Below are 24,262 nucleotides of genomic sequence, written 5' to 3'. Positions count from 1 at the left end.
TCATCCTTACCGGACGTAGGGCGCTTTTTGCTCAACTCACCGGCAGGTGACAAACAGCTTCGATATTGTGGCCATCAGGATCGAGAATGAAAGCGCCATAGTAGTTCGGATGATAATGAGGGCGCAGACCTGGGGCACCGTTATCGCTGCCGCCGGCGATGATCCCGACCCGATGGAAGTCATCGACGAGCTCCCTGTTTCGGGCGGCAAAGGCGATATGGGTGCTTGTTCGCAAAGTATCGCGCTGACCGATCCGGAAGAAAGCCTTCTGGCCAATACTGTAACCCGCAAATCTTTCGCCTTCGGCATAAAGGCGTTCTACGCCTATGGAGCGCAGTATTGTGTCGTAGAAGATCTTCGATCGCTCGATATCGCGAACCCCGATCGTCACATGATCAAGCACATCACCCTCCAAAGTGCGGTTGAACTCTATTAACGCTGACCAACGGCGCCAGCGTCGCGGTCGGCAAGCTCGACCCAGCCAATGACAAGTTTGCGGTTGGCAATCAGCCTGATCGTCGCGAGAGCGATCAGACCGACGACAATATTGGCGGCGACGAAGAGAATGGGAGCAAGTTGCGTGACTGGACCGACATCGCCACGCTCGACAAGGCGCATCGGGGCGGTGGCCAGCGCGGTCGCACCGAAGGTGAAGGCCCAATAGGCGGGGCTGAACCCCTCCTTCATGATCCACGGCAGGAGGCGCAACATGATCAAAGCCTGCAGCAAACCGTAGCCGATCATTGCGTGGACGAGCATGTCGGGAGGGCTTTGTGTGACGCTGATATAGGCTAACGCACCAACGGCCGGCGGCGCCAATTGGATTCCGAGAGTCGGCCGCAGGGGCGCGACCAACGCCGGCCCCGTCAGCAGGCGGTGCAGCAGGGCGGATTCGATAGCAAGCCAGGCGAAGAAGCCGGCGCCGAAGAAAAGCTGCGCCCATTGCGGAAAGCCGAGCGCTGCGCCGACGATTGCAGTCACGAAGCTACCGGCGACGCTTGGCAGATAGAGCACGGCTGTCGTCGTGGCAATATCGCGTTCGCCCTGCCAGAGCCCTCCGGTTCGCCAGACGGAGAACGCCAGGGTATAGACGGCGCCGATCAGGAATATTGTTTCGGCGCCGATGCGCGAATAGGGCAGCAGGCCACCGGCCACCAGCATGGTTGCAACACCGACAAGGCCGATGAAGCAGCATTGGACAGGGTGCGCCACTTCCTTGAATGCCTCCTCGCGCGCCACCATCCATTTCAAAGCGTAGAGCACGATCAGCACCAGCCAGACGGCCAGCGCAACAAAGGTCAGAACTTCACCGATCAGTACCGGCAGATGCCAGATGCGGGCACCCACGCGCCAGGCATTGGCGAGACCGGAAAGCCCCAAAACCACCCCGAAAAAAGAAGCTGGAACCAGCGGCAGTTTCAACGACGCAGCCATATGCCCCCTTTTGACGCTCTCTGTGAACGCCACCCTAAAGAGAATAATGCAAAGAACCCGAGATCGATGCTAAATCCATCAACAAGAATGAAGCGCAAAATACAGCTTTCCTCGAAACCGGCAAAGCGCGATCATGGCGAAAAGCGGGAGGTCTGACCAGGCGACATCACAGATGCGTGAACGGGCGAATTTTCCTTCGCTGACCGGCTTATGCATAGCTCGCCCGTCATTTGTTCATTGGAAAATGCTGCGAAATGCCTCTATTGAACATTCAAACGATTAAAACCGTCCTAGGAGACTGAAACATGCAAATCGGAATGATTGGCCTTGGCCGTATGGGCAACAACATGGTGCAGCGCCTGATGCGAGGCGGCCACAGCGCGGTTGTTTTCGATGCGCGTCCGGAAAGCATCGCCGGGCTTGAGCAGCTCGGCGCCACCGGCAGCAAGTCTCTCGCGGATTTCGTATCGAAGCTCGCTAAGCCGCGCGTCGTCTGGCTCATGTTGCCGGCGGCGATCGTCGATCAGGAACTGGCGGCGATCGTCCCGCTGCTGGAAGAGGGCGACATCGTCATCGATGGCGGCAATTCCTATTATCATGACGATATCCGCCGTGCCGAAGAGCTGAAGCCGAAAGGCATCCATTACGTCGACGTCGGCACCAGCGGTGGCGTTTTCGGTCTGGAGCGCGGCTATTGCCTGATGATCGGCGGCGAAAAGGAAACGGTCCAGCATCTATCGCCGATCTTCGCGACACTTGCCCCCGGTGTCGGTGACGTCGCTCCGTCGGCAATGCGCTCGGAAGAGGCTGCCAAGAACAGCACGGCAGAGCAGGGCTATCTCCATTGCGGCCCATCCGGCGCCGGCCATTTCGTCAAGATGGTCCATAACGGCATCGAATATGGCCTGATGGCTGCCTATGCCGAAGGCTTCAACGTTCTGCGCCATGCCAATATCGGCAAGCAGGATGCGGAGAAGGACGCCGAAACCGCGCCGCTCTCCCACCCGCAGTATTACCAGTATGATCTCGACATCGCTGAAATCTCGGAAGTTTGGCGCCGCGGCAGCGTGATCACCTCCTGGCTGCTGGACCTCACGGCCGATGCCCTGCACGGCGACGCAGCGCTTTCGCAATATGCCGGCCGCGTTTCCGACTCCGGCGAAGGCCGCTGGACGATCTCGGCGGCGATCGACGAAGGCGTTCCGACGCCGGTGCTGAGCGCTGCGCTTTACGGCCGTTTCGCTTCGCGCGGCAATGACGACTACGCCAACAAGGTTCTCTCTGCCATGCGCGCCGGTTTCGGCGGCCACCATGAGAAGCCGGCGAAGTAAATTCGCCCTATCGATCTGACGATTGCGAGCCGGGTGGGTCAAACCTCCCGGCTTTTGCTTGTCCGCTTTTATTATCCCGATACGTCGAGCCGGACCGCCATGCACTTTTCCTGGTGGACCTTCAGCCCAGCAGATCGGGCCGCAGGAATATGACCGGAGTGGGGGAACCGATTTCCAGCTGCGGTGCATGTGGCGGGCGGACAACCAGGCAGTCGGCGCGCGAAAAGACCTTCATCATCGACGAATCCTGCTTCGAAAACGGCTCGGCGAGCCAGCCGCCGTCGGCAGCTTTCGTCAGCGTTGCGCGAACATAATCCTGTCGCTGATCGTTCGCTGCAAAGGACACGGCGGCGCGTGCAAAGCCCTCGCGCTTTATCGGCGGCAGGGATGCGAGCTTTCTTATCAATGGCTCGAGAAAGAGCAGGCCGCAGACGAGGCTCGAGACGGGATTGCCGGGAAGGCCGAGGACATGCATTTCGCCGAGGCTGCCGACCATCAGCGGTTTGCCGGGGCGCATGGCAATGCGCCAGAAATCCAGCTTCATTCCTGCAGCCACCATTGTCGCCTGCACCAGATCGTGATCACCGACAGAAGCGCCGCCGAGCGTGACGATGATGTCTGCCTTGGCCACCTGCGCACGGCCGATAGCGGCGTTGATGTCGTCGCTGTCGTCGGCGACGATGCCAAGATCAAGCACATGCGCGCCTGCATTGCGGGCCAGTGCAGCGATGCCGAACGTGTTGGACGCGATGATCTGCGAGGGACCCGGTTCATTGCCGGGAGCCACGAGTTCATCGCCGGTCGCGAGAATCGCCACCAGCGGCCTCCGGTAGACATCCAAGGCCGGATGGTTCATGGCCGCGGCGACGGTGAGCCGCGAAAAATCCATGACGGTGCCGGCGGGAAGCACCGATTCGCCTTCCAGGAAATCCTGTCCGCGCGGGCGTATGTGCTGCCCCTTGCGTAGGGGATAGGTCGTGCGGATGCGATCACCCTCCAGGCGCTCGGCATCCTCCTGCAAAAGCACCGAATCGGCGCCGGCCGGAACGGGCGCGCCGGTGAAGATGCGAACCGCTTCGCCTTTGGCGACGCTGCCATCGAAGGCATGCCCGGCGGCGGAGGCGCCGATGACCTGCAGCTCCGAGCCAGGCGTTGCAGCATCCTCGAAGCGCAGCGCGTAACCGTCCATCGCCGAGGCGTCGAAAGGCGGTTGGGTCAAGCGGGCGGCAAGATCCTTGGCCAGAACCCTGCCTTCGGCCATATCGAGCGGAACGCTTTCAACACGATGGATCGGCGCGGCACTGCCCAACAAGCGCGCTTGCGCTTCGGCAACGGGTAGCAGGCTCATAGATCAGGCCCTCGGATGGCGGAAATCCCCCGATTTGCCGCCGGATTTCTCCAACAGAGTGATTCCGCCGATTTCCATGCCGCGATCGGCGGCCTTGGCCATGTCGTAGATCGTCAGGCAGGCGACGGAAACCGCCGTCAGCGCTTCCATCTCGACGCCGGTGCGGCCGGTCAGCTTTGCTGTCGCGGTGACCCGGAGACCGGGCAGGGCGGCATCTTCTGCGATATCGACGGAAACCTTCGTCAACATGAGGGGATGGCAGAGCGGGATGAGATTGCTGGTCTGCTTGGCAGCCATGATGCCGGCAAGCCGCGCCGTGCCGATCACATCGCCCTTCTTAGCGTTGCCGTCGCGAATCAGCGCCAAAGTCTCGGGTTTCATCTTGACGTAACCGGCCGCGATGGCGCTGCGCGCCGTCTCGGCCTTATCGCCGACGTCGACCATATGGGCTTCGCCCGAAGCGTCGATATGCGTAAGACCGGCCTTCTCGCTGCTCATCTCACTCGGCCGCCAGAATGCCGGTTTCGCCGTTTAGCAGCAGTTTGGTCGCCGCCGTCACATCATCCTTGCGCATGAGGCTTTCGCCGACGAGAAAGGTGCTGATGCCGACGGCCTCAAGACGCTTGCAGTCGGCGTGTGTGAAGACGCCGCTTTCGCCGACCAGCAGCCGGTCCTTCGGTACCATGGGCGCCAGATTCTCGCTGACCGTCAAGCTTACTTCGAACGTGCGCAGATTGCGGTTGTTGATGCCGACCAGCGGCGAGGACAGTTTTAGTGCACGATCCATCTCTTCAGCGTCGTGGACCTCCACCAGCACATCCATGCCGAGGCCGAAGGCCTCGTCCTGAAGGCGCTCGGCGTCATCGTCCGAAAGCGATGCCATGATCAGCAAGATGCAGTCCGCACCCCAGGCACGGGCTTCCTGGACCTGATAGGTATCGAACATGAAGTCCTTGCGCAGTGCCGGCAGCGAGCAGGCCGCGCGGGCAGCCGTCAGAAATTCCGGAGCACCCTGGAAACTTGGCGTATCGGTCAACACCGAAAGACAAGCCGCACCACCGGCCTCGTAGGCCTTGGCGAGCGAAGGCGGGTCGAAATCGGGGCGTATCAGGCCCTTGGACGGGCTTGCCTTCTTGATTTCGGCAATCAGGCCGAAAACACCGGATTCCTGCCGGGCAAGCAGCGCCCTGTGAAAGCCGCGCGGCGCGGACTGGTCAGCCTGCATGGCCTTGAGATCGGCAAGGGAAAGCTTGGCCTTGGCAGCAGCGATTTCCTCGCGCTTGTAGGCCTCGATCTTTCTAAGGATATCGCTCATGATGTCCTAGTCCTGTCCTTCTTCATTGGAAACGGCAATGAGCTTTTCCAGTGCAACGGCGGTGGCACCGCTATCGAGCGAATGAGCCGCGAGCTTCATGCCATCATGCAGCGTTTCAGCCTTGCCGGCAATGACCAGCGAGGCCGCCGCATTGGCAAGGGCGATGTCGCGATAGGCGTTCTTTTCGCCGGCGAGCACTGCGCGAAGGGCTGCGGCATTGGCAACGCCGTCACCACCCTTGAGATCGGCAAGGTCGGCATGTTGCAGGCCGAAATCGGCCGGTGTCAGTTCGAAGCTACGAATCTTCCCGTTTTCCAGGGCCGCTACGGAGGTCTTGCCCGTCGTGGTGATCTCGTCCAGGCCGTCGCCGTGCACGACCCAGACGCTCTCTGCGTTGAGATCCTTCAGCACCTCGGCCAGCGGCAATACCCATTGTGGCGCGAAGACGCCCAGCAGCTGGCGACGAGCGCCGGCAGGATTGGACAACGGACCAAGGAGATTGAAAATCGTGCGCGTGCCGAGTTCGACACGCGAGGGGCCGACATGGCGCATGGAAGAATGATGCAGCTGCGCGAACATGAAGCCGATACCGGCTTCCCGAATGCAGCGGGCAATCGTCTCCGGTCCGATATCGAGCTTGATACCCAATACGGACTGCGTGTCGGCAGTGCCGGCCTTGGAACTTTGGGCACGATTGCCGTGCTTGGCGACGGGCACGCCCGCGCCGGCGACGATGAATGCCGCCAGCGTCGAGATATTGTATGTGCCAAAGCCATCGCCGCCGGTGCCGACGATATCGATCGCATCAGCGGGCGCTTTCACCGGCAGCATCTTGGCGCGCATAGTCGTCACGGCGCCGACAATTTCATCCACCGTCTCGCCGCGAACGCGCAGCGCCATGAGAAATGCACCGATCTGCGACGGCGTGGCCTCGCCCGACATCAGGATTTCAAATGCCTGCCGGGCTTCGTCCCGCGTCAGCGCCTCACGATTGGCGACCTTGGCGAGGAAAGGCTTCAATTCTGTCATTGATGATCCATCCTCCCGTATGGGTCTAGCGGGACATCGCCTGTTCGGCGAGGCTCTGGTTGACCGTTACGGCGTATTTGGACTGCAGCTGGCCGACTATCTGGTCGAGGATATCGTCGCCGGCAGCATTGGCGATCTGGGCCACCTGCTGATCGTCGTTGCTCAGCGCATCGGTCGTCGGATTGTCGTTGACATCGGTGACCTTGAGCAGGATCTGCGTCGTGTCATCGGCGCCGACGGCGTTGGCGGCCGTATCGACCGGACCGGAGAAGGCGGCAGCGATACCGCCGCGACCCAGAACCGGATCATCCGTCGAGCGCGTGATGCCGGTCTTGCTTTCAACAGCGATGCCAAGCGGCGCCGCGATGTCGGCAAGCGACTTGCCCTTCTGCGCCTCCTGCTTCAGCTCGGCCGCCTTGGCGGCAAGCCCGACCTTCTGCTGCTCGGCGGTCCAGTCGGCAACTGCCTTTTCACGGACTTCGGAAAGCGGGCGATCATGATCGGGCGTGACGTTCATGACATCATACCAGATGTAGCCATCATTGCCGACCGTCAGGGGAGCAGGGTTGCCACCCTGATCGGCCTTGAAGACTTCCGAGATCAGCTGCTGGCGAGCCGGCAGATCCTTGATCTCATTGCCGTTCTGATCGAGGCCGGTCTGATCGATCGTATCGATGGTAACGAGCTTCAGCTTGAGTTGCGATGCCGCATCCTGCAACGATGCGCCGGAGCCGCGCAGGTCTTCGAACTTGTCGTGGACGCTGGTGATTTCATTGGCGGCATTGCCGAGCGCAATCTGCTTGCGGATATCTTCCTTGACATCGTCGAAATTCTTGGCCGTTTCGTTCTTCACATTCGTCACACGCAGGATGACCGGACCGAAAGAACCGTCCACGACAGGCGTGGTGCCGCCTTCCTTGGAGACGGCAAACGCCGCTTCGGCAACGGTCTTGTCCGGAACCTGATCCTTGGTGAAGGTGCCGAGCAGCACGTCGGACGGCTTCTTGCCTTGATCGGAGACGAGCTGATCGAAGGTGGTTCCCGTCTTCAGCGCATCGGCTGCGGCGTTGGCGAGATCCTTGTTGGCGAAGGTCAGCTGCTCGATGGTGCGGGTCGCGGGCGTCGTGAAGCTGTCCTTGCGCTTGTCGAACTGCGCCCGCACTTCGTCATCCGTGACACTTGCGACATCGGCAATATCTTCGGCCTGCAACTTCACATAGGCGAACTTGCGGTATTCGGGCGCACGGTATTTCGACTTCACGCCATCGAACCATTTCTGCAACACGTCGTCGGCCGGCGCCTTGACGGGATCGATATTGGCATTGGTCAGCAACAGATAATCGATGCTGCGGGTCTCGTCGTGATACTGCTTGACCGCATCGGCGAGAACCGCCGGTGCGACAAAGCCGTTCGACACAGCCTCGACGATCTGGCTGCGGATCGCGACTTTGCTGCGCTCCTTGATATAATCATCGGGCGATATGTTGCTGTTGCGCAGAAGCATATCGAACTTTTGGCGGTCAAAGGCTCCGTTCGCAGCCTTGAAGGCCGGATCGTCGCCGATGAGCTTGGCAAGGCGGTCTTGCGAGAGGCCGAGGTTCATATCGGCGGCAAGCTGATCGAGCGAAGCGCCGGCGACGAGCTGCGCCACCGTCTGTTGCCCGATGCCGAAGGCGCGAGCCTGTTCCGGTGTGATCTGCATGCGCAGCTGCTGGCTGATCGCCTGGATCTGGCGACGATAGGCAAGGCGGAACTCATTGGTATCGATGTGCTGATCGCCGACCGTGACAACTGTATTGCTGCCGCCGCCCGTGATGAGGGACCGCTCGACGCCCCACACGCCGAAGGCCGCGGCAAGAAGAAGCAACAAACCCTTGGCAACCCAGGTCTGGGCGATTTTTCTCAGCACGTCGAACATCGGAAAGCAAACCTCGTCATAATCAAGTCTTCGCCCGCAGGCGAAACAATCGGAGTTCCTTAGAACAATCCGAACCGGAATTGAAGAGCCAGCGGGGAAATCGCCTGATGAGGTGCAGCCATGCCGGAACCTTTGAGAAGCGGCAGCGTTCTAGCAATGCGGAAACATAAGGAGCACACGATGGCAGAGACCAAGTCAGCCTCTACTCAGTCGTCTTCGGCGCGAGCACAAACGGAAACGGCAATGGAGGATCTTGCCGCCCAGGTCGCAGCCTTACGCGAAGATCTGGCAAAGCTGTCACAAAGCGTGGCGGCTGTGGGGCAGGGAGCGAAATCTGTCGTCGCGGAGGAAGCCCAGGAGATAACGGAGCAGTTGCGCGAGAGAGTTCGCGAAGAGCCGATCTTCATGGTCGCTGCCGCAGCAGGCATCGGCTATCTGATCGGCCTTCTGAGCCGACGCTAGTCAGGACGCGCTCTCGACGGGTGGACGAGCCACTGAGAGCGACCGCAGCCGCGAAACTGCCGAAAAAGGCGCGGACGATTCGTTCGCGCCTTTTCAATTGGTAACTGCAAGCGCCCGTATGCAAGAATTGCAGAATATATGCATTGCACCCCAACCGAAGCCTGCTGCGACATCTTTGTGACACTCCCTGCGACATGTTGACCATCGCCATTTGTTGAACGCCCACCCTCTTGTATCACATGGGCGCTTACTATACGTAACAACAATTATAAGGTTGCTTATGAATAGCAGGCTCCCCATACAATGATTTCGACCCCCACCGTTGGTTTTCTCCTCCATGACGTTGCGCGACTGCTTCGAAAGAGATTCGAGCAGCGCGCGAAGGATTTGGGCCTGACGCGCTCGCAGTGGCAAACCCTTGCCTACCTTGCAAACAATGAAGGTATCCATCAGGCCGGACTGGCCGAAATTCTGGAAATCGAGCCGATCACGCTGGTGCGTATTCTGGACAAGCTCAGCGAACGGGGGCTGGTGGAGCGCCGGCAGCATCCGAACGATCGGCGCAGCTGGCTCCTCTATATGCGCGAAGAGGCCCGGCCGTTGATGGACGCCATGCGCAGCATTGGCGAACAGTCGCGCAAGGAAGCGCTCGAAGGCGCCTCTCAGGAAGATCAAGAGCGCCTCTATGAATTGCTTACCCTTATGAAATCGAACCTGGTTAGCGCCTGCCGTTCAAAAGCAGTCGATAAAGAGTTACAACATGGCTGAAGCATCCTCCCCACTTCGCGTACCCGCGAACGCAAACTCCTCCGAACAAAATCAAGCTCCCGTCGCCGAGGCTCCATCCTCCAACCCGGCGCCCCAGCCTTCGACGACTGCGCCGGCCGCACCGGCAGCGCCCCCGGAGGCGCCGCGCAAGCGCCGTGGCATGACGCGACCAGTCCTGTTTGCGCTGCTTCCGGTCGCGCTTGTCATCGGTGGCTACTACTACGTCACCGGCGGGCAGATCATGTCCACGGACAATGCCTACATTCAGGCCGATATGGTCGGTGTTTCCACCGACGTTTCCGGCACGGTAATCTCGGTCGACGTGCATGAAAACGAGGTGGTGAAGAAAGGACAGGTGCTTTTCCGCCTGAAGCCCGATTCGTTCCGAATCGCGCTCGAGGGCGCGAAAGCGCAACTCGGCAATGCCAGGAACCAGATCCTGAACCTGCAGGCGAGCTACAAGCAATCCCTGTCGGAAATTGCGCAGGCGCAGGCCGACATCCCGTACTATCAGACGGAATTCGACCGCCAGCAGAACCTGATCACCAATTCGGTCGCTTCCAAGGCGGCTCTCGACCAGGCCAGACACAATCTCGAAGCCGCGCAGCAGAAGGTATTGGTCGCAAAGGCCACAGCCGCCGCGACTCTCGCCCAGTTGGGCGGCGAAGGCACTGCCGATCTGCCTCCGGAGCAGAACCCGCTCTATCTGCAGGCGAAGGCTGCGGTTGACAATGCACAACGCGAACTTGACGACACCGTCGTCAAAGCCCCCTTCGACGGCGTGACCGCAAACGTACCCTCGCTGCAGGTCGGCGCCTATCTGACGGCTTCCCAACCGGGATTCTCGCTGGTTTCCACCACGCATCTATGGATCAACGCCAGCCCGAAGGAAACCGAACTCACCTATGTCCGGCCCGGCCAGAAGGTCGATATCTCGGTCGACGCCTATCCCGGCGTGACCTGGAAGGGCACGGTTGCCAGCATAGCGCCGGCATCCGGTTCCAGCTTCTCGCTTCTGCCGGCGCAGAACACGACCGGCAACTGGGTGAAGGTCGTCCAACGCATACCGATGATCATCAATATCGACGACACGGCGGGCAAGCCTCCGCTGCGCGTCGGAATGAGCGTCGTCGCCGATGTCGACACCGGCCATGCCCGCGGCCTGCCTGATTTCATTACCAACCTGCTGGGTCATTCCCGCGGTCAGGATCATGAGTAATACCACCACCGCTTCTCCCGCAGCGCCCGTTGCCAATCGTGGCGCGATCACCGCCTGCGTCATCCTTTCCGTCATCATGCAGGCGCTGGATACCACCATCGCCAATGTCGCCCTGCCGCATATCCAGGGCGACGTTTCCGCCAGCGCCGACCAGATCAACTGGGTCCTGACGTCCTATATCGTCGCCGCCGCGATCATGACGCCGCCCTCCGGCTTCCTCTCGGCAAAATTCGGCCGCAAGCGGGTCTTGCTGGTGGCAATCGCCGGCTTTGTCGTTGCCTCGGTGCTGTGCGGCCTGTCGGAATCGCTGATACAGATTGTGGGCTTCCGCCTGCTGCAGGGCCTGTTCGGCGCTTCGCTCGTACCGCTGTCACAGGGCATCCTGCTCGATATCTACAATGTCGAGGAGCGCGGCCGTGCCATGGCGCTGTTCGGCGTCTCGGTCATGGTCGGGCCGGTTCTGGGTCCCGTCATCGGCGGCTGGCTGACCGACAATATCAGTTGGCGCTGGGTATTCTACATCAACGTGCCGATCGGCGCGCTCGCCTTCTTCGGTATCGTCGTCTACGTGACGGAAACCAAGCTCGACGCACTCGCCAAGCTCGACTGGTTCGGCTTCGGCATGCTCTCGATTACGATTGCCGGCTTGCAGCTGTTCCTCGATCGCGGCGAACAGCTCGACTGGTTCTATTCGAGCGAGATCATCATCGAGGCGCTCGTCTGCGTCAGCGCCTTCTATCTCTTTCTGGTGCACATGTTCACGGCCGAGCGAAGCTTCGTCAATCCGCGGCTCTTCACGGACCAGAACTTCGCCGTCAGCATCCTGTTCATCTTCATCGTCGGCGTGACCTACCTGGCTTCGCTGGCGCTGATGACGCCCTATCTGCAGACGTTGATGGGCTATCCGGTCGTCACAGCCGGCATCGTCATGGGGCCACGCGGCCTCGGCACCATGTTCTGCATGTTTCTGGTCGGACGCTTGATCGGTAAAGTTGACACGCGCTGGCTATTGTTCATCGGCCTCGCGCTGACGGCCTGGGCCATGTACGACATGACGGGCTGGACGCCGGATGTTTCGCAATGGACGCTGATTTCGGTCGGCTTCGTCCAGGGTGCCGGCCTCGGCTTCCTCTTCGTGCCGCTGACAACCATTGCCTTCGCGACGCTGCCGGCGCAGATGCGGGGCGAGGGGACCGGCCTCTACAACCTCTCGCGTAATATCGGCTCCAGTGTCGGCATTTCGGTCGTCTCGATGCTGATTACCGAGAATACACAGGTCAACCATGCCAATATCGCCGCCTATGTCACGCCATTCAATCGATATTTCGGCCTCACGGCGGCGCAGGGCGTGAGCCCGCTCACGGCGGCGGGCAGGGCCTCGCTTGATAGCATGATCACGACGCAGGCGACCATCATCGCCTATATAGACGACTTCAAGCTGCTGATGCTGATGTCGATCTTCGCCATGCCGCTGCTGATGCTCTTGCGCAAGCCGAAGGCACCGCCGGCGGTCGACCACAGCGTCGCGATGGAATAGCTACGCAGCCTTTCCAGTTTCACTGCGTGGCTCAGCGGCTGCCGGGCACCACCCCGGCGGCCGTTTTTGTTCGATCATGGAAAACGGCGGCTGACAAAGCGTGAACCGGCAGCACCGAAGCGCCAGAGCGGATCGACATTCTTCGTGATGCCGATGCGCTTGCCTGAGACGATCGGCACTGGTTCCGCGCGAGACAACGAAAATGGGTCCGCATCCAGCGATCGGCCGTTGAGGCTTATATCGATAGCAAGCGCCTGCGAGAGCTTGCCCGGGCCGTTGCACAGCGAAACGATGTCGGCCAGCCCCCGCCGCCGGATCATGTCTTCTATGCCGTTTTCCGGCTCGATCGCCCGGATGAGCACGGCGCTTCCCCTGGTGCAAACGAAGTTCAGACACCAGTGAATGCCGTAGGAGCGGTAGACATAGACGTGGCCCGCCGGTCCAAACATGGCGGCGTTGCGCGGTGTCGGACCGCGATATGCGTGGGAGGCCTCGTCATCGGGCTTATAGGCCTCCGTCTCGACGATTCGACCGCCAATTTCCGCAATGGTGAAGCGCATCCCGATCAAGTCGGCCGCGACCACGACGGCATCCCGGTTGAAAAAAGCGGTGAGGGCAAGGCCGGCGAGGGGTTTGATACCGAGAGACAGGGAGTGATCGTCAGGAGTCATGGAAGGAAACTATCCCGGATAGCCGAAGCCATCAACATGGCGGCGATCATCAAGTGCTTGGCCCGGCGCACTGATAATTGACAAAAGCTAAGCATAACTTATTAATAGCCTGCTTCAGTCAGATTTGACCCCTGACCTGGCGAAGGTGGCCCGGCCCTTTCCAGCGGCCGGGCCACCTTATTTTTAGCGCGCTGACGATATGAAGTTCCCACAGCGCCGCCTGACTCGATCGATATTCCTCAATTGCCGTTCCAGCCGATATCGAGAATGCGAAGGAGCTAGGCGGAACAAGTTGACGCGGCGACCAAAGCTGCTAAAAAGCCAGCCGTCGAGTGATTGGGCAGAAAACCGGTAGCCACAGCCGGTTTCGAAAAATCAGCACTATGGATTTTTCAGGCCTTTTCAGTTGCTTGGAAGAGTGTCCGAGTGGTTTAAGGAACCGGTCTTGAAAACCGGCGTGCGGGAAACCGTACCGTGGGTTCGAATCCCACCTCTTCCGCCAAATATCATTGATTTTGTTGAATAATTTCCGATTTTTCAGCCGCTACCCGCCATAAAACCCTCCATCCATTTTGCGTTTGGATGAGACAGGATGATTCGAAAATGGGAAGCTGGCGCGTCGTCAGACGGTGACGATCTCAATTAGATTGACCGGCAAGGAATGCGTGAGCGCGCGCCTTGACTGCATGAGCTTCGTCGCTTTCCGCAGTCATCTCGGCAATCTCACGCGCCAACGATGCAACGGGAGCCGCAGCCGCATCGATAGCAGCCGCTTCAACCTCCGCATTCGTGCCTGCCGGGATCGCCTCGACCATCGCAGCGTAAACGCGGCGCGCTTCATCTAGCTTCTTGCCCAGGCTGATCAGTTCAGCATCGTCGCGCATGCTTCATCCTCATGAATGTAAAAAAGCCGCCTCGGGGCATGGACAACCCGAGGCGGCTAGACGGCTGGGAAACAGAGAAAAAACCAGCCTATATCAAAAACTATGCGGCACGACGGTTGGCCGGAACGAACTTTATGGAGCGGTCAAGAACCAGCCGGTAGCCTTGCCGGTATCCTATATTCTCGATCCACACGCCGTAATCACGGAGCTTTTTACGGAGGTGGCAGAGAGTCACTTTGAATGCAAGATAGCCCTTTCGCCCGGGCTCAGGCCCGCCATTAGGATCGTCGGCGTACATGGAAGCCAGCGCGCGTTCAGGCATGACAGGATTTCCATTCGCGCGCCAGACTACCTCCAGCAACCGCCCCTCCTGCTTTGATAGGCCGATCTCATCTATGACAAGAAGGAGCGATGGATTATTTACCTCAGACCCACAGCACGAGCAAACGAACTTCTTAACGGACATCACGGCGACCTCCGATAACCAGCCGATAGCCTTGCCGGTATCCAGCTTTCTCGATCCATATTCCGGCTACAGCAAGCTTGGCGTTGATGCCGGCCAAGCTTCGCCTTAGGGCTAGATACATATTTGTTAGCGTAGGCCCGCCGTCAGGATCGTCCTGATACATGGCGTCGAATATTGCTTCTGTCATGGCCGGCCCGCCAGCCAGCCAAACCGCAGAAAGGACCGAGGCTTCCATTTGCGTCAGGCCGTGAACGTCAACTACCGTTTCCAGCGACGGAGAATCGATCTCACTTCCGCATACGGGGCACGATGTCATGCGCAATGCCGTCATCAGTTCACCGCCGCCTGACTTGCCTGAGATGCTGCGAGCAGGCTGAAGCTGTCCATGGCCCGCCGCATAAGGCTCATGGCTTTATCTACGTACCAGCCGTGCTGCAGCGCGTCATCAACTCCTGCGTCCGCAACAGTAAGCGCGCTATAAGCCAAGGAAAGAGCCTCGAAGCCATTCACGTTCGGGTCGATGACCGCTTGCGCTAGGCTCCGCTCAAAATGCCGAATGCTACCAGGGATCCACCCGTTTGCGACCGTCTCTAGCGCCTTCAACGCATCTTCACGCATCTTGTCTGAGGGAATTTGGTTCGCGTCCATACCGATATCCGTTTCGCAGATGATTTTGCGACGATATCGAAAATCGGTAAGCATCAAGAACACGGGGAAATTCGGGGCCGTCCGTCGAAATCGGGCCAACCCGTCGCTCTATCCTGCCGGCGCGATGCCTACTTTTTCGCGTGCTCCTTCATCGGCGTCAAAATCTGCCCATCGATCAGCCAGCGCCAATAGGGAAGGCTGGCAAAGGGGATGAGCCGCCGCATGGTGGAGATATTGCCAGCCGTTATCGTCTGACCATGCGCCGCGCCAACAGCCACGCCCACAGTCGATATGAGATCGTTCGCCAATTCGAAGGACGGCCCCAGGTATGATCCAACGAGCGACCGGTTGGCAAACTTCGATGCTGGCGGGCGCTGGCTGGCATTCGGGAAAGCAGCGGCAGCACCCGCGAACATGCCCGGCACACCAAGTTTCTCCATGGCGTTGTTCGCCTCAAACAGGATATCGAACGTGCCGGACCTGTTGAGACCTTCCATGATCCATGTCCCAGGATTGTCCGACAGCGGGCGACCGCTTTCGATCTGCTTGAGAGCGTAAATCAGCATTCCCACGCCAGCGCTTGCCGTCACGCCGCCCCAAAATCTGGTCTTGTCCTCAGCGAGGCCGCGTAGCAACACGCGCTGATTGCCTGCGAGCATGAAACTCTTGAATTGCAGCAGCGCCCGACCGGTCGGCGTGTTGGCAAACAGCGGCACATCACCGATGCCCTTCGTGACGATGATACTGTCAACGTCCTTGTTGATGGCGGCTCGCCATGCCCTGACCATGTGTTCGGCCTCAGCGGGCCAGCTCTGACTATTGGCGACGCGAACGCCATCGAGCGTATCGCCGTGCTCTCGGAACAGCCGGCCCAGCAGTTCAGCCTTGTCCTGTCCGACGCCGAGATAGCCCATGTACTGCTTTTCCAGGCGAGGCAGCGCGTCGAAACCCTTGCTCGCAGCGATTTCCGCATTCTTCAAGATGCGGTTCTGCGTCATCGTCGCCGTCATCTCCTTCATAAAGTCGCCCCAATGAAGGATGCCTGTCATCTTCGTAAACGCAGGAGCCGCCATGTTGTGAAGGAACCGTTCGGCTACAGTGCCGTGCGCATAGGGGTCGGTCAGTTCGGCCATGGACGCCAACCGCGAATGAAGAATTTTCTCGGCAATCGCGCCGGCTTCTTTCGCCTCATTGCGGGTCATCTTCAGCGCAGCCGTCCGAGTGATCAGCGGGCGCAAGCCGTCGCTCATGAATGCCGTCAGACCGTGGACCATGGCAGGGCGGACGGCATCAACAAGGGATGAAACCGCGACGCCGCCAAGCATGCGAACGTAATTGAAGGCCATGGCGGCGTTGACGACGCGCGCCCAATTGCCTGATTGCACCTCAGGCCGGTAGTTGCCTCGCAGCATGTCGCGCACAGCGTTAATGTCTTTGATGTCAGATCGCTCGCGGTCGCTGAGCCTCTTCAGCTCATTGAATTTTGCCGCACCGTCAGCAGTCCGGCCTTCGACCTGCGCACGCAAATCGGCATACTCTGCCCGGATCTTCTCTATCTGCTCTTTCATCGTGACGGAGCCGAAGCGGTTCTTCAGCTCGATATCCGCCGCCATGGTGCGGGCATAGCGACGCATGACGAAATCGGCATTGCTTTCAAGGTATTGCTCAACCAGTTTGTCAGGAATGTTGAGCGTGCGCTCTGCCAGAGGGCCGCGCTTCGTGACAACAATCCCGACAGGCATAGCACCATCATGGCTACGACCAGTGAGGACATCGTAGACGTTATCAACGATGCTGTTCACATAATCGGCGCGGTCGGCTTCGTCCAAAAATTCAAACTTGCCTCGACCGGAATGCTCTGCCATCTGCCGGTCTACCTTGTCGATCTTCGCCAAATCGGCGTTATCTAGCGCCTGCGCGGTCCTGCCGGCGATCTGATTGAAGCCGGTCTCGAATGCCTCAAGGCTTTCCCCCGGCAGGTGCTGAGCGACGGCATTCTTGATACCAGCCAGCCCAGCGGCGCGCTCGGAAATGCCGTTCGTGATGGCGTCACGAACCGACGCCAGCGAATTCAAAACCTGATCCGTGTGGGATGCCTCACGTTCTGCCGCCGCATTTACCTGACCGTCGAAATAGTCGCGCAGGATTTTCTTGAAGCCTGCTTCATCGGCCTCGATCTTCGGGCGAGACCACATGCGGGAGAAGTAAGACTGGGCGGTATCGGGCGTCACGTCCTCCGGCAGCAGCCCGGCCTTGATGGCGCGGTCTTTCAGCGGGTCGAAAACCTTCGCGCGCGCTGATTGAGCGGCCTGGGCAACCTCTGGAATGTCGGATTGGTCGCCACGGCGCATAGCCTCGCCAACGAGATCATTGAAATCATCGCGGGTCATGGCAAGGCCGCGCTTCCTCAACGAGGTGTAGGCAGAATTGAAGTCCTCGACAGCCGACGACACAGCGCCTCGTGTCCATTCGTGCATGCTGGTTTCAGCAGCGGCGTCGCCCAGGCCCTGAAGGTTCCGCTTGAGATAGACGGGGTTTTCCAACATCTGCGCGGCGACTTCGCGCACCGTCTGTGATGGCGACTGGATCGTGCGCAGCAGCGGGTTGAGCTTTGCCGTCGCCTTTGCGGTCGCACTGGCAGCGGTCCCTGCTACATCGAAATTCGTAATGGGCTCTCGTGGAGTGGCGGCAGCGCCAACAGATTGCCCATGGCGCGACATGGCTGTGAGATCGGCGTGCAGTGCATCGGTCTCGGCATCGAAATTCGGATGCGTCGCATCTTGGAGAGCTTTCGAGGCCGCTGAATATTCGCCTCGGTTCATCACCGTGGCAATGCCGCCGCCCAGCAGAGCGCCAAGCAGCACCGAACCGCCTACAGCAGTCGCGCTCTGAGAAAGAGGGCGCGTCTCCTGCGTAGCCTGCAATCCGGCCTCCTGTAGGGCCGTCGCAGCTCCAGCCGATGCAGCGCCGGCAACCGCAGACTTTACGACCGAATAGCCAACCTTCCCGCCATTTCCGACAAGTGCGCCTACAGGAATGAGCGACGGCAGATCGATGACCGACGCGCCCACATTCGCAACGGTGCCAGTCCAGCCGCTCGCTTCAAGGATCTTCTTGTCTTGTGTCTCGCGGTCGATATCGGCTTTCACGGCGGCGGCGGCGCGAGCATTGAACACGTTTTCGAAACGGCCCATATGGTTCTCATAGCCCTTGATGTCATCGAAAACGTTATAGTCTCGGTCGATATCGTCAAAGCCGCCGCGCATCCTTGTCCAAGCGGCATCGCTGGCTAGAAACGATCCCACCATGTTGTTCTGACGGAACGCCGCGCCTACCGTGGACAAGGTGGACGGATCAGCGGCGGCCTGCGACTGCGCGTTGCTGGAGATCGTCGGTGCAATGTCGGTCTGTGTATCGAAAGGCATTGATGAAATCCTTAGTTGGGAACGGCATTGCCAAGCGCATCTGAGCTAGGAAGGCGGCCGGGTTCGCCATCGATTTTCGGCTGAGCGGGTTCGACCTTGGCCTGAGGCTTTGCCTTGTACTCATCAGGAACGTCGATGCCGGCTTGCTCGTAGTAATGCCGCCACTCTGCCTTTTTCTGCTCTTCGACCGCCGTGATATTCGCATCACGCTTTGCCTCAGCCTGCTTTTTCTGAGCTTCGAAAACCTGGGATCGCGTCGGCGGTTCGGCATAGAACGGATGCTGGTATTGCTGAATGAAGCCGTCGCCGTCCTTGTAAAACAGCACGTATCGAGCCGGATTGCCGGCCTTCACGTCTGCATTCGTGCGATCGTCGGATTGCAAAAAAACTTCTCTGGCGGTGACGCCTTCCTTCTTGAGCGCGTCCTTGGCCTGATCGCCGATGTATCCCCATGTGCCGTCAGTGCCAACAGGATAGGTGACTTCGGGCGGAAGGCGCGTGATGGCTTTCGTGCCGGACAGGTTGTAATCCGATACGCCGTAGCGCTTCTTGAACCGTTCGCCGGCAAGGGTTTTGGCAAGCTCCTTGTCGCCGTTCGTATCGACAAGGCTCTCTTGCAGAATGTCGCGATACTCAGCCGTCGCCGCCGCCGCCTGGGCCGGCGTTTCGCCAAGCTTCGGCGTGAAGTTGGTCGAAAAGAAGCCCGGATAGAAGACGTTCCGCGCATCGTTTTCCGTCGCCGTATCCTTGAGCCACTTCTCAGTGTCGGGCGATTTGATGAGAGCATTGCGATCAGCCTGCTTTTGCGGATCGTTCAGCTCCATGATTTTTCGGGTGGCATCGCCGGAGGAAAGTCCGACCATTCCCGTAAGGTGATCGTAAAGGACGGCCTTATCTTCGATGTCACTGCCGCCCGCGCTCCTCGCGAAGACGTGCGGGTCGATCTGCCTCAACTGAGACGAGTAGGACAATGCTTGCTCGACGGCCTTCGGGTTCTGCGACGTTGCCGCCTTGCGAAGAGCGCCCATAACTGGAGTTGGTACCATACCAGTTTGCTGCACAATGCCGCTGACGATGGGTCGGTTATCAGCGCCTTGCTGCGAATTCTTTGTTGCTTCGGTCCAGATCGCATTCACGCGCTTCCTGCCGTCCTCGCTGTACGGGTCAACGACAAGCTTTCCCGCCGCGAAAGATGCAATATCGTCCTGAGTTTGCTGGATCTGCTTGAACTTTTCGTTGAAGCTGTTCAGCAATGTGGCCTTAGCGCCATCGTCCAGCGCGGCATTATTGTTGATTTCCGCAGCGGTGAGGGACGTATCGCCCTGGGCAATCCGCAGCTTGACGGAGTTTTCAACCTGCAACTGCTGCGCCTTCGCAATGCTGGCTTGCCCTGTCGCCCAAGATTGAACGTCCTGATTGCTGGCTTCGTTGAGCTGCTGCCTCAGATTTCCCGGCATGGCGTTCACGACGGATGCGACACGGGGCGAGTAAGTCGGAACAACGCCGCCAGATCCGCCCATTTTCTTTTCCGCCCAAGCTTGCAAGTCCGCAATCGTCATGCCCTTGAGGAACGGATTGGCCGCGATCACAGCTGCAGGCAGGACATCGGACGCCTGCTTGCGCTCATTCGCTCCAAGAACCTGCTTGGCACCGGCAGGCCCGAGAAAATGGGCGAGATAGATGTTGCCAGCAGTGGGCGCATATCCCGCCTGCTGGAGCGTGGCAGCATTCTCCTGCGCATATCGCATGGTCATTTCACGCCCAAGCGACGGGTCCGACTTCATTGCGATCAAGTCGGCGTTCGATTGCCCGGCAAGGTCGGGCCTGTATTTCCGAACCATGCTTACCCAGGTGCTATCGAGAAACTGACCCAAGCCAGACGCGGACGAATTCGGGTTTGACGCGCTTGCATCGCCGCCGCTCTCCGCACCGATGATGCGGTCTGTTACCTGATCGAGCGATTGACCAGTCTTGCCGCCGTGGGCCTGCACGTTGGCAACGGCATCGCGCCCCGCCGCCTCACTGAGGGGCTTCATGATGGCCTGACGCGTGTTGATCAGCGTGACCGGATCGAGCTTGTCTTTGTTCTTCTCAAGGAAGTCGGCAGCTTGCACCGGGTCATCTTGAGCCATCAACAACGTTCGTTGACGGTATAGGTCAGACGTTTGCGTAGCGGTTTCCGCAGAAATCTGTTCGTCGGACCATCCTTGCTTGTGGCCCAAATCCTGAATTGTGGCGATCATCGCGCCGCTGTATTTTTGCCACTGCGCCGGATCGTTGGTTTTCGCAGCCTGATCTTTGAACGTCTCGACCTGAGACGTTGCCGTGGCGACGGCATATTTCTTCAGCTCCGAGCCGCGATGCTGGATAGCCGTACGGTTGGCGTCCGTCGTAATGGTCTGAGCGGCAGGATCGAATAGCTTCTGCTGGGCAGGCGTGAGTTTCGAGGAGATGGAGAGGCGATCTTCCTCAAGGCCCTTGTTCAGGTCCGAAACGCCATTGATGGCGTTCTGTCCGTCCGTTTGCAGATAACCGGTCGAGGTCGAGCCGTTGTCGCTCTGGCTTCCGTATAGCCGCGCGTCCTTGGCCTTGATGAACTGGTTTGTTGCATCTCGCGCTATGGTTTCGTCGGCAAGGTGCTGAGCGGCCTGCATCGCGTCGGCCAACTGCGTGCCGCCCTGGGCAAGCTGTTGCGTGCCGCGCCCGATAGCCGCGCCGAAATCATCAGGCGTGGCTTGCACGTCAATCCCTTGCCGGAACTGAGGGCGCAAGACCTGATCGCGTTCGTATGTGGGCACAGTTACCAAAGTCGTGTCCTCTCTGTCTCGCCTTAGAAGCCGCGTCGCTTGGCTTCGGTGATGGCCTTGCGGATCAGGTTGATGTCATTCCCCGCGCCGTGGGCGTCGAGGCTGGCCTTTACGCCGGGCGACTTGCGTTCGAGATGGTCGATAAATCGACGTGCTGAGCTAAGATCGGCCTGGGTAATGCCAGCGGCGGCGACGGCCAGCATACCGGCGTCATGGGCCGCTTTGGCCTGCTCAGGGGTAGTTTCAGCGAAGGACTGCCGCGATTGCCGCACGATCTCCATGGCTGACTTGAATTCTTCGGCTGGCGTTCCCGCCTCGGAAAGATCGGATGCAAGCGATCGGGTCGCATGCTTGATCGCATCAGCCTGATCTGTGTTGCCGTCTCGGATGGCGTCGAGCGTATATGCGTCCAACTCGGCACTGACGAGGCTCGAATATTCGGGCTTCGTCGTGTCACCGAAGAGTGAAGTGGCAACATCGTCGCCGGTCTGCGCGGTCGGCTGTGTGGACTGGCCGGCAGGAGGATTGGGGCTGTCCAGTCTCACATCAGGCTTGGTGGCGAGGGTGAGCGTTGGCGATCTGATCGCATCGGCAGCGGCGGGCTGCTCAGCCTTGGGCGCATCGCTTGGAAATAGAATGCTCGCAGCGTTCGGGTTCAGCTCCATTTGCGCAAAATCCTTCTACTTATCTTCGTCATTGAGAATGAAAGCCCAACCGATGCAGGCCGTGTCGACGGCAGTTTTCATCGTCGGAAGCCGGGCGCGGTCACCGCGAACGATGGCAGAAAGGCGTTCCACGATGGAAAAGGAGAGGCCATTGCGCCCGATCAGCGCCCCAGGAGGCGTTGTGCGAGCAGCGCGGAGATGGGAATGCACGACGCGCTCAAGGGACGCGATTTCGCTGATCGTGTCCGTAAGCTCGATCACGAGGGCGTCGGCAGCTTCTGCTTTCTCGACAAGGCGCTGAGCGGCGCTGCGAGCTTCACCGAGAGCGGCAGCGATGGAGGCGGCGTCTACCGCTTCCCGAGCTTCGGCCTCGCGCTGACGGGCAACCTCAGCCGCCGCGACAACGGTCTTGCGTTCTGATTTAGCGCGGCGGATCTCGGCATTGAGGCGAGAGATTTCCTTCGCGGCGTCGGCTGATCCTGTGACAACGGCGTCATAGGCTAGGCGGGATGCCGCCTCTTCCGATACCGCGAGATGCTCATCAAGCAAGGCGATATCATTGATGATGTCGGAATAGGTCTTGGTCATCGTGCGGTTTTCCTGCGAACTGGCGACCATCAGAGAAGCTCCGGTGCCCAGGCCGCACGCGCGATCTGTTCAACAGTTCGGTTGTCGGGCGGGGTGTTCTCGACCTTGCTGGCAGCGATGCCGCCGAGATTGCCGCGACCCATGATATGAGTGTTCGCGCCCGTACCAAGCTGGTTGAGAAGCGCGATTTCGTTCGTTTTGATCGTATCGAGAGCAGTGCGCAGCGATGCGATTGCAGTGTCAGCAGCGATAGCCGCGTCTACAATATTCGTTGCAAGTTGGTTTGCCATGGGTGCGTGCCTTTCGTTTAGATGCTATACTATAGGTTGTAATTGCCGCGTGTTGGGTCGTAGTCGCAGTCAATTTTCCCGTCGTCCTGCGCAGGCCACTCAGGCTCAGGCGGCAGAACGGCGCGGTAGAATCGCGCTGGAGCGGCAGCTATGATCTCCGCAGCTCCGATGGGGTCTTTGACTTCCTTCGCGTCGTCACTCTCGCTGGCGGGCTGCTCTGTGGCGTTCTGCGCCGACTCTTGAGAAGGACCGGCAAGAGGATTGGCAGGCGCAGCGACGGGCTTCTGAGCTGATCGAGCCGGCGCGTCTTCCTCGCGGGCAGCGATGCGATTGAGGCGATCTGCCAAGCCGTCAACGCTGGTTACCTCAATGCGATCATTGTAAAGAGACAGATGGCGCGCGAGTTGATCGAGCGCCTTGGACTTGTCGGCAAGCTTGACGCTGAAATTCTGATTGCGGTCGTAACCCCATCCGACGATCGCACGTCGCACGTTTTCGGTAAGTCGGCGAATGTCGTTAGGGCCGCGAAGGCCATAAATCTTTCCGTCGTCGGAGATCGAAACTCCGTCAGCAAGCTCAGGGTCCGCTTTTCCGATCTCGACCATGATTTCAGCCGGATCGTAGAAGGCCATGACTGAAATCTCTGACAACACGCGTTCAGCCGATATGCCGATCTTTACGGAGCGATCAGCCATCAGCGTGTCGATGGCGTCAGCGATATCGCGACGGGCAAGCATCTGTGCGGCCTGTTCGTTCGCGGTCTTGACGGAATACCCAGCCCTGATCGCAGCCTGAGTTGCATTTAGGTCGATCAGGTATTCTCGAATGAACAGTTGCTGTTTCGGGGTCATGGTTCCGGCGACTAAGTTTTACTAAGGCGCAGGATCGCAGCGAACAGTTGTCTTCAGTTCACGGATGACCGATGGCTTACACAAGGCCCGGCAAATGATGCAGGCGTCGCAGCAACAATGGCGCAATCAACGTTAGAGATTGCCGACTCCGAAAAACAATGTATCAGTGTAATTATTTTGGTAGGATGTTCGATTTTCAGGCGAGGGGACTTATGCGTAGAATTTATCAGGTATTGGCTTTCTCTCTGTTGCTAACAGCGTGCCAGACAGGGCCGCAATATGTCGCGTATAAAGCAGGCACAACATTCGACAATCGCCAGCTAGACTACGATCAGTGCAAGATATTAGCTTTGAATGAAATTCCAACGGACGTAAGGACGGAATATAGCCCAGGATACTACAACCCTGGCTCGCTTAGCTGCTCGACCATAGGAAATTACACGTCCTGCAACCGCGTCGGTGCCGTCGATATTCCAGCATCCGCCTCGCAATATGACGCAAATGCAAATCTCAGGCAGCGGTCCGTAATGCGGTGCATGGCCGCGAAGGGATACCAGTTCTTGGACAAGGTGCCGATGTGCAAATCGGAAAGCGAGCGAAAGACGG

Annotated in this window: 23 protein-coding genes and 1 tRNA gene; 6 read left to right on the top strand and 18 right to left on the bottom strand. The window is 59.3% G+C overall.

Going from position 1 to position 24,262, the window contains the following annotated elements; genetic code table 11:
* Nucleotides 1-31: 31 nt before the first annotated feature.
* The gene (locus tag I8E17_RS07730; protein WP_083258152.1) at nucleotides 32-403 is read right to left on the bottom strand and encodes a VOC family protein; all 372 of its coding nucleotides are present in this window, start codon (nucleotides 401-403) and stop codon (nucleotides 32-34) included.
* Between the two features lie 29 nt (nucleotides 404-432).
* Nucleotides 433-1,434, bottom strand: a complete 1,002-nt coding sequence (tehA, locus tag I8E17_RS07725; RefSeq protein ID WP_069612207.1) for a dicarboxylate transporter/tellurite-resistance protein TehA — start codon at nucleotides 1,432-1,434, stop codon at nucleotides 433-435.
* A 305-nt stretch (nucleotides 1,435-1,739) separates the two neighbouring features.
* On the opposite strand from tehA, the gene gnd reads away from it, so the two are divergent.
* Complete coding sequence (gene gnd, locus I8E17_RS07720; protein ID WP_069612206.1) at nucleotides 1,740-2,765, top strand: phosphogluconate dehydrogenase (NAD(+)-dependent, decarboxylating); 1,026 nt, start codon at nucleotides 1,740-1,742, stop codon at nucleotides 2,763-2,765.
* A gap of 121 nt (nucleotides 2,766-2,886) precedes the next feature.
* Here the strand turns inward: gnd and glp are convergent, their stop codons facing one another.
* The 5 genes from glp to I8E17_RS07695 are packed head-to-tail and all read right to left on the bottom strand — an operon-like array spanning nucleotide 2,887 to nucleotide 8,375.
* Nucleotides 2,887-4,113, bottom strand: coding sequence for a gephyrin-like molybdotransferase Glp (glp, locus tag I8E17_RS07715; protein WP_069612205.1), 1,227 nt, complete (start codon nucleotides 4,111-4,113; stop codon nucleotides 2,887-2,889).
* Nucleotides 4,114-4,116: 3 nt separating this feature from the next.
* Nucleotides 4,117-4,611 (bottom strand): cyclic pyranopterin monophosphate synthase MoaC, encoded by a 495-nt coding sequence (gene moaC, locus I8E17_RS07710; RefSeq protein ID WP_069612204.1) that lies wholly within the window; start codon nucleotides 4,609-4,611, stop codon nucleotides 4,117-4,119.
* 1 nt (nucleotide 4,612) lies between these two features.
* The gene (trpC, locus tag I8E17_RS07705) at nucleotides 4,613-5,428 is read right to left on the bottom strand and encodes an indole-3-glycerol phosphate synthase TrpC (RefSeq protein ID WP_069612203.1); all 816 of its coding nucleotides are present in this window, start codon (nucleotides 5,426-5,428) and stop codon (nucleotides 4,613-4,615) included.
* Between the two features lie 6 nt (nucleotides 5,429-5,434).
* On the bottom strand, nucleotides 5,435-6,457 hold the full coding sequence (gene trpD, locus I8E17_RS07700; protein WP_069612202.1) for an anthranilate phosphoribosyltransferase: 1,023 nt from the start codon (nucleotides 6,455-6,457) through the stop codon (nucleotides 5,435-5,437).
* Between the two features lie 25 nt (nucleotides 6,458-6,482).
* The gene (locus tag I8E17_RS07695) at nucleotides 6,483-8,375 is read right to left on the bottom strand and encodes a peptidylprolyl isomerase (RefSeq protein WP_069612201.1); all 1,893 of its coding nucleotides are present in this window, start codon (nucleotides 8,373-8,375) and stop codon (nucleotides 6,483-6,485) included.
* A 180-nt stretch (nucleotides 8,376-8,555) separates the two neighbouring features.
* Here I8E17_RS07695 and I8E17_RS07690 point away from each other — a divergent pair, with 180 nt between their 5' ends.
* The 4 genes from I8E17_RS07690 (at nucleotide 8,556) to I8E17_RS07675 (ending at nucleotide 12,361) form a co-directional block, all read left to right on the top strand.
* Nucleotides 8,556-8,837 (top strand): hypothetical protein, encoded by a 282-nt coding sequence (locus I8E17_RS07690; RefSeq protein ID WP_069612302.1) that lies wholly within the window; start codon nucleotides 8,556-8,558, stop codon nucleotides 8,835-8,837.
* Between the two features lie 303 nt (nucleotides 8,838-9,140).
* Nucleotides 9,141-9,605, top strand: coding sequence for a MarR family transcriptional regulator (locus I8E17_RS07685; protein WP_069612200.1), 465 nt, complete (start codon nucleotides 9,141-9,143; stop codon nucleotides 9,603-9,605).
* On the top strand, nucleotides 9,598-10,824 hold the full coding sequence (locus I8E17_RS07680; RefSeq protein ID WP_069612199.1) for an HlyD family secretion protein: 1,227 nt from the start codon (nucleotides 9,598-9,600) through the stop codon (nucleotides 10,822-10,824). The genes I8E17_RS07685 and I8E17_RS07680 overlap by 8 nt, the downstream gene beginning before the upstream one ends.
* Nucleotides 10,817-12,361 (top strand): DHA2 family efflux MFS transporter permease subunit, encoded by a 1,545-nt coding sequence (locus I8E17_RS07675; protein WP_069612198.1) that lies wholly within the window; start codon nucleotides 10,817-10,819, stop codon nucleotides 12,359-12,361. Before I8E17_RS07680 ends, I8E17_RS07675 begins: the two co-directional genes overlap by 8 nt.
* Before the next feature lie 74 nt (nucleotides 12,362-12,435).
* Here I8E17_RS07675 and I8E17_RS07670 read toward each other — a convergent pair whose 3' ends face one another.
* A complete protein-coding gene (locus I8E17_RS07670; protein ID WP_069612197.1) occupies nucleotides 12,436-13,032 on the bottom strand; it encodes a DNA-3-methyladenine glycosylase in 597 nt (198 codons plus the stop codon).
* A 412-nt stretch (nucleotides 13,033-13,444) separates the two neighbouring features.
* Here I8E17_RS07670 and I8E17_RS07665 point away from each other — a divergent pair.
* Nucleotides 13,445-13,534, top strand: a tRNA-Ser gene (locus I8E17_RS07665).
* A 136-nt stretch (nucleotides 13,535-13,670) separates the two neighbouring features.
* Here I8E17_RS07665 and I8E17_RS07660 read toward each other — a convergent pair.
* The 10 genes from I8E17_RS07660 to I8E17_RS07615 all read right to left on the bottom strand — a co-directional run bounded on the left by I8E17_RS07660 (nucleotide 13,671) and on the right by I8E17_RS07615 (nucleotide 23,656).
* Entirely contained in the window at nucleotides 13,671-13,916 is a 246-nt protein-coding gene (locus I8E17_RS07660) for a hypothetical protein (protein ID WP_113397812.1), read from the bottom strand.
* 100 nt (nucleotides 13,917-14,016) lie between these two features.
* Nucleotides 14,017-14,382 carry a helix-turn-helix domain-containing protein gene (locus tag I8E17_RS07655; protein WP_113397811.1) on the bottom strand — a complete coding sequence of 122 codons (366 nt, stop codon included), beginning with the start codon at nucleotides 14,380-14,382 and terminating at the stop codon, nucleotides 14,017-14,019.
* A complete protein-coding gene (locus tag I8E17_RS07650; protein ID WP_162751133.1) occupies nucleotides 14,372-14,713 on the bottom strand; it encodes a hypothetical protein in 342 nt (113 codons plus the stop codon). Before I8E17_RS07650 ends, I8E17_RS07655 begins: the two co-directional genes overlap by 11 nt.
* Nucleotides 14,713-15,093 (bottom strand): hypothetical protein, encoded by a 381-nt coding sequence (locus I8E17_RS07645; RefSeq protein WP_162751132.1) that lies wholly within the window; start codon nucleotides 15,091-15,093, stop codon nucleotides 14,713-14,715. The genes I8E17_RS07650 and I8E17_RS07645 overlap by 1 nt, the downstream gene beginning before the upstream one ends.
* Nucleotides 15,094-15,158: 65 nt before the next feature.
* Nucleotides 15,159-18,455, bottom strand: coding sequence for a hypothetical protein (locus I8E17_RS07640; RefSeq protein WP_113397808.1), 3,297 nt, complete (start codon nucleotides 18,453-18,455; stop codon nucleotides 15,159-15,161).
* An 11-nt stretch (nucleotides 18,456-18,466) separates the two neighbouring features.
* Nucleotides 18,467-20,698 (bottom strand): hypothetical protein, encoded by a 2,232-nt coding sequence (locus I8E17_RS07635; RefSeq protein ID WP_219510728.1) that lies wholly within the window; start codon nucleotides 20,696-20,698, stop codon nucleotides 18,467-18,469.
* 587 nt (nucleotides 20,699-21,285) lie between these two features.
* Nucleotides 21,286-21,927, bottom strand: coding sequence for a hypothetical protein (locus tag I8E17_RS07630; RefSeq protein WP_113397806.1), 642 nt, complete (start codon nucleotides 21,925-21,927; stop codon nucleotides 21,286-21,288).
* A gap of 15 nt (nucleotides 21,928-21,942) precedes the next feature.
* Entirely contained in the window at nucleotides 21,943-22,545 is a 603-nt protein-coding gene (locus I8E17_RS07625) for a hypothetical protein (protein WP_113397805.1), read from the bottom strand.
* Nucleotides 22,545-22,805 (bottom strand): hypothetical protein, encoded by a 261-nt coding sequence (locus I8E17_RS07620; protein WP_113397804.1) that lies wholly within the window; start codon nucleotides 22,803-22,805, stop codon nucleotides 22,545-22,547. Before I8E17_RS07620 ends, I8E17_RS07625 begins: the two co-directional genes overlap by 1 nt.
* Nucleotides 22,806-22,834: 29 nt before the next feature.
* On the bottom strand, nucleotides 22,835-23,656 hold the full coding sequence (locus I8E17_RS07615) for a terminase small subunit (protein ID WP_113397803.1): 822 nt from the start codon (nucleotides 23,654-23,656) through the stop codon (nucleotides 22,835-22,837).
* Between the last annotated feature and the right edge of the window lie 606 nt (nucleotides 23,657-24,262).

The organism is Rhizobium sp. AB2/73 (assembly GCF_020871915.1).
GTDB lineage: Bacteria > Pseudomonadota > Alphaproteobacteria > Rhizobiales > Rhizobiaceae > Rhizobium > Rhizobium dioscoreae.
The sequence above is the reverse complement of the archived record's forward strand: the minus strand, read 5'-3'. Positions and strand labels throughout refer to the sequence as shown.

Bases quoted from the DNA above. Each gene is read 5' to 3' on its own strand.
- tehA (WP_069612207.1), bottom strand. From the start codon at position 1,434: ATGGCTGCGTCGTTGAAACTGCCGCTGGTTCCAGCTTCTTTTTTCGGG.
- gnd (WP_069612206.1), top strand. From the start codon at position 1,740: ATGCAAATCGGAATGATTGGCCTTGGCCGTATGGGCAACAACATGGTG.
- glp (WP_069612205.1), bottom strand. From the start codon at position 4,113: ATGAGCCTGCTACCCGTTGCCGAAGCGCAAGCGCGCTTGTTGGGCAGT.
- moaC (WP_069612204.1), bottom strand. From the start codon at position 4,611: ATGAGCAGCGAGAAGGCCGGTCTTACGCATATCGACGCTTCGGGCGAA.
- trpC (WP_069612203.1), bottom strand. From the start codon at position 5,428: ATGAGCGATATCCTTAGAAAGATCGAGGCCTACAAGCGCGAGGAAATC.
- trpD (WP_069612202.1), bottom strand. From the start codon at position 6,457: ATGACAGAATTGAAGCCTTTCCTCGCCAAGGTCGCCAATCGTGAGGCG.
- I8E17_RS07695 (WP_069612201.1), bottom strand. From the start codon at position 8,375: ATGTTCGACGTGCTGAGAAAAATCGCCCAGACCTGGGTTGCCAAGGGT.
- I8E17_RS07690 (WP_069612302.1), top strand. From the start codon at position 8,556: ATGGCAGAGACCAAGTCAGCCTCTACTCAGTCGTCTTCGGCGCGAGCA.
- I8E17_RS07685 (WP_069612200.1), top strand. From the start codon at position 9,141: ATGATTTCGACCCCCACCGTTGGTTTTCTCCTCCATGACGTTGCGCGA.
- I8E17_RS07680 (WP_069612199.1), top strand. From the start codon at position 9,598: ATGGCTGAAGCATCCTCCCCACTTCGCGTACCCGCGAACGCAAACTCC.
- I8E17_RS07675 (WP_069612198.1), top strand. From the start codon at position 10,817: ATGAGTAATACCACCACCGCTTCTCCCGCAGCGCCCGTTGCCAATCGT.
- I8E17_RS07670 (WP_069612197.1), bottom strand. From the start codon at position 13,032: ATGACTCCTGACGATCACTCCCTGTCTCTCGGTATCAAACCCCTCGCC.
- I8E17_RS07660 (WP_113397812.1), bottom strand. From the start codon at position 13,916: ATGCGCGACGATGCTGAACTGATCAGCCTGGGCAAGAAGCTAGATGAA.
- I8E17_RS07655 (WP_113397811.1), bottom strand. From the start codon at position 14,382: ATGTCCGTTAAGAAGTTCGTTTGCTCGTGCTGTGGGTCTGAGGTAAAT.
- I8E17_RS07650 (WP_162751133.1), bottom strand. From the start codon at position 14,713: ATGACGGCATTGCGCATGACATCGTGCCCCGTATGCGGAAGTGAGATC.
- I8E17_RS07640 (WP_113397808.1), bottom strand. From the start codon at position 18,455: ATGCCTTTCGATACACAGACCGACATTGCACCGACGATCTCCAGCAAC.
- I8E17_RS07635 (WP_219510728.1), bottom strand. From the start codon at position 20,698: ATGATCGCCACAATTCAGGATTTGGGCCACAAGCAAGGATGGTCCGAC.
- I8E17_RS07630 (WP_113397806.1), bottom strand. From the start codon at position 21,927: ATGGAGCTGAACCCGAACGCTGCGAGCATTCTATTTCCAAGCGATGCG.
- I8E17_RS07625 (WP_113397805.1), bottom strand. From the start codon at position 22,545: ATGGTCGCCAGTTCGCAGGAAAACCGCACGATGACCAAGACCTATTCC.
- I8E17_RS07620 (WP_113397804.1), bottom strand. From the start codon at position 22,805: ATGGCAAACCAACTTGCAACGAATATTGTAGACGCGGCTATCGCTGCT.
- I8E17_RS07615 (WP_113397803.1), bottom strand. From the start codon at position 23,656: ATGACCCCGAAACAGCAACTGTTCATTCGAGAATACCTGATCGACCTA.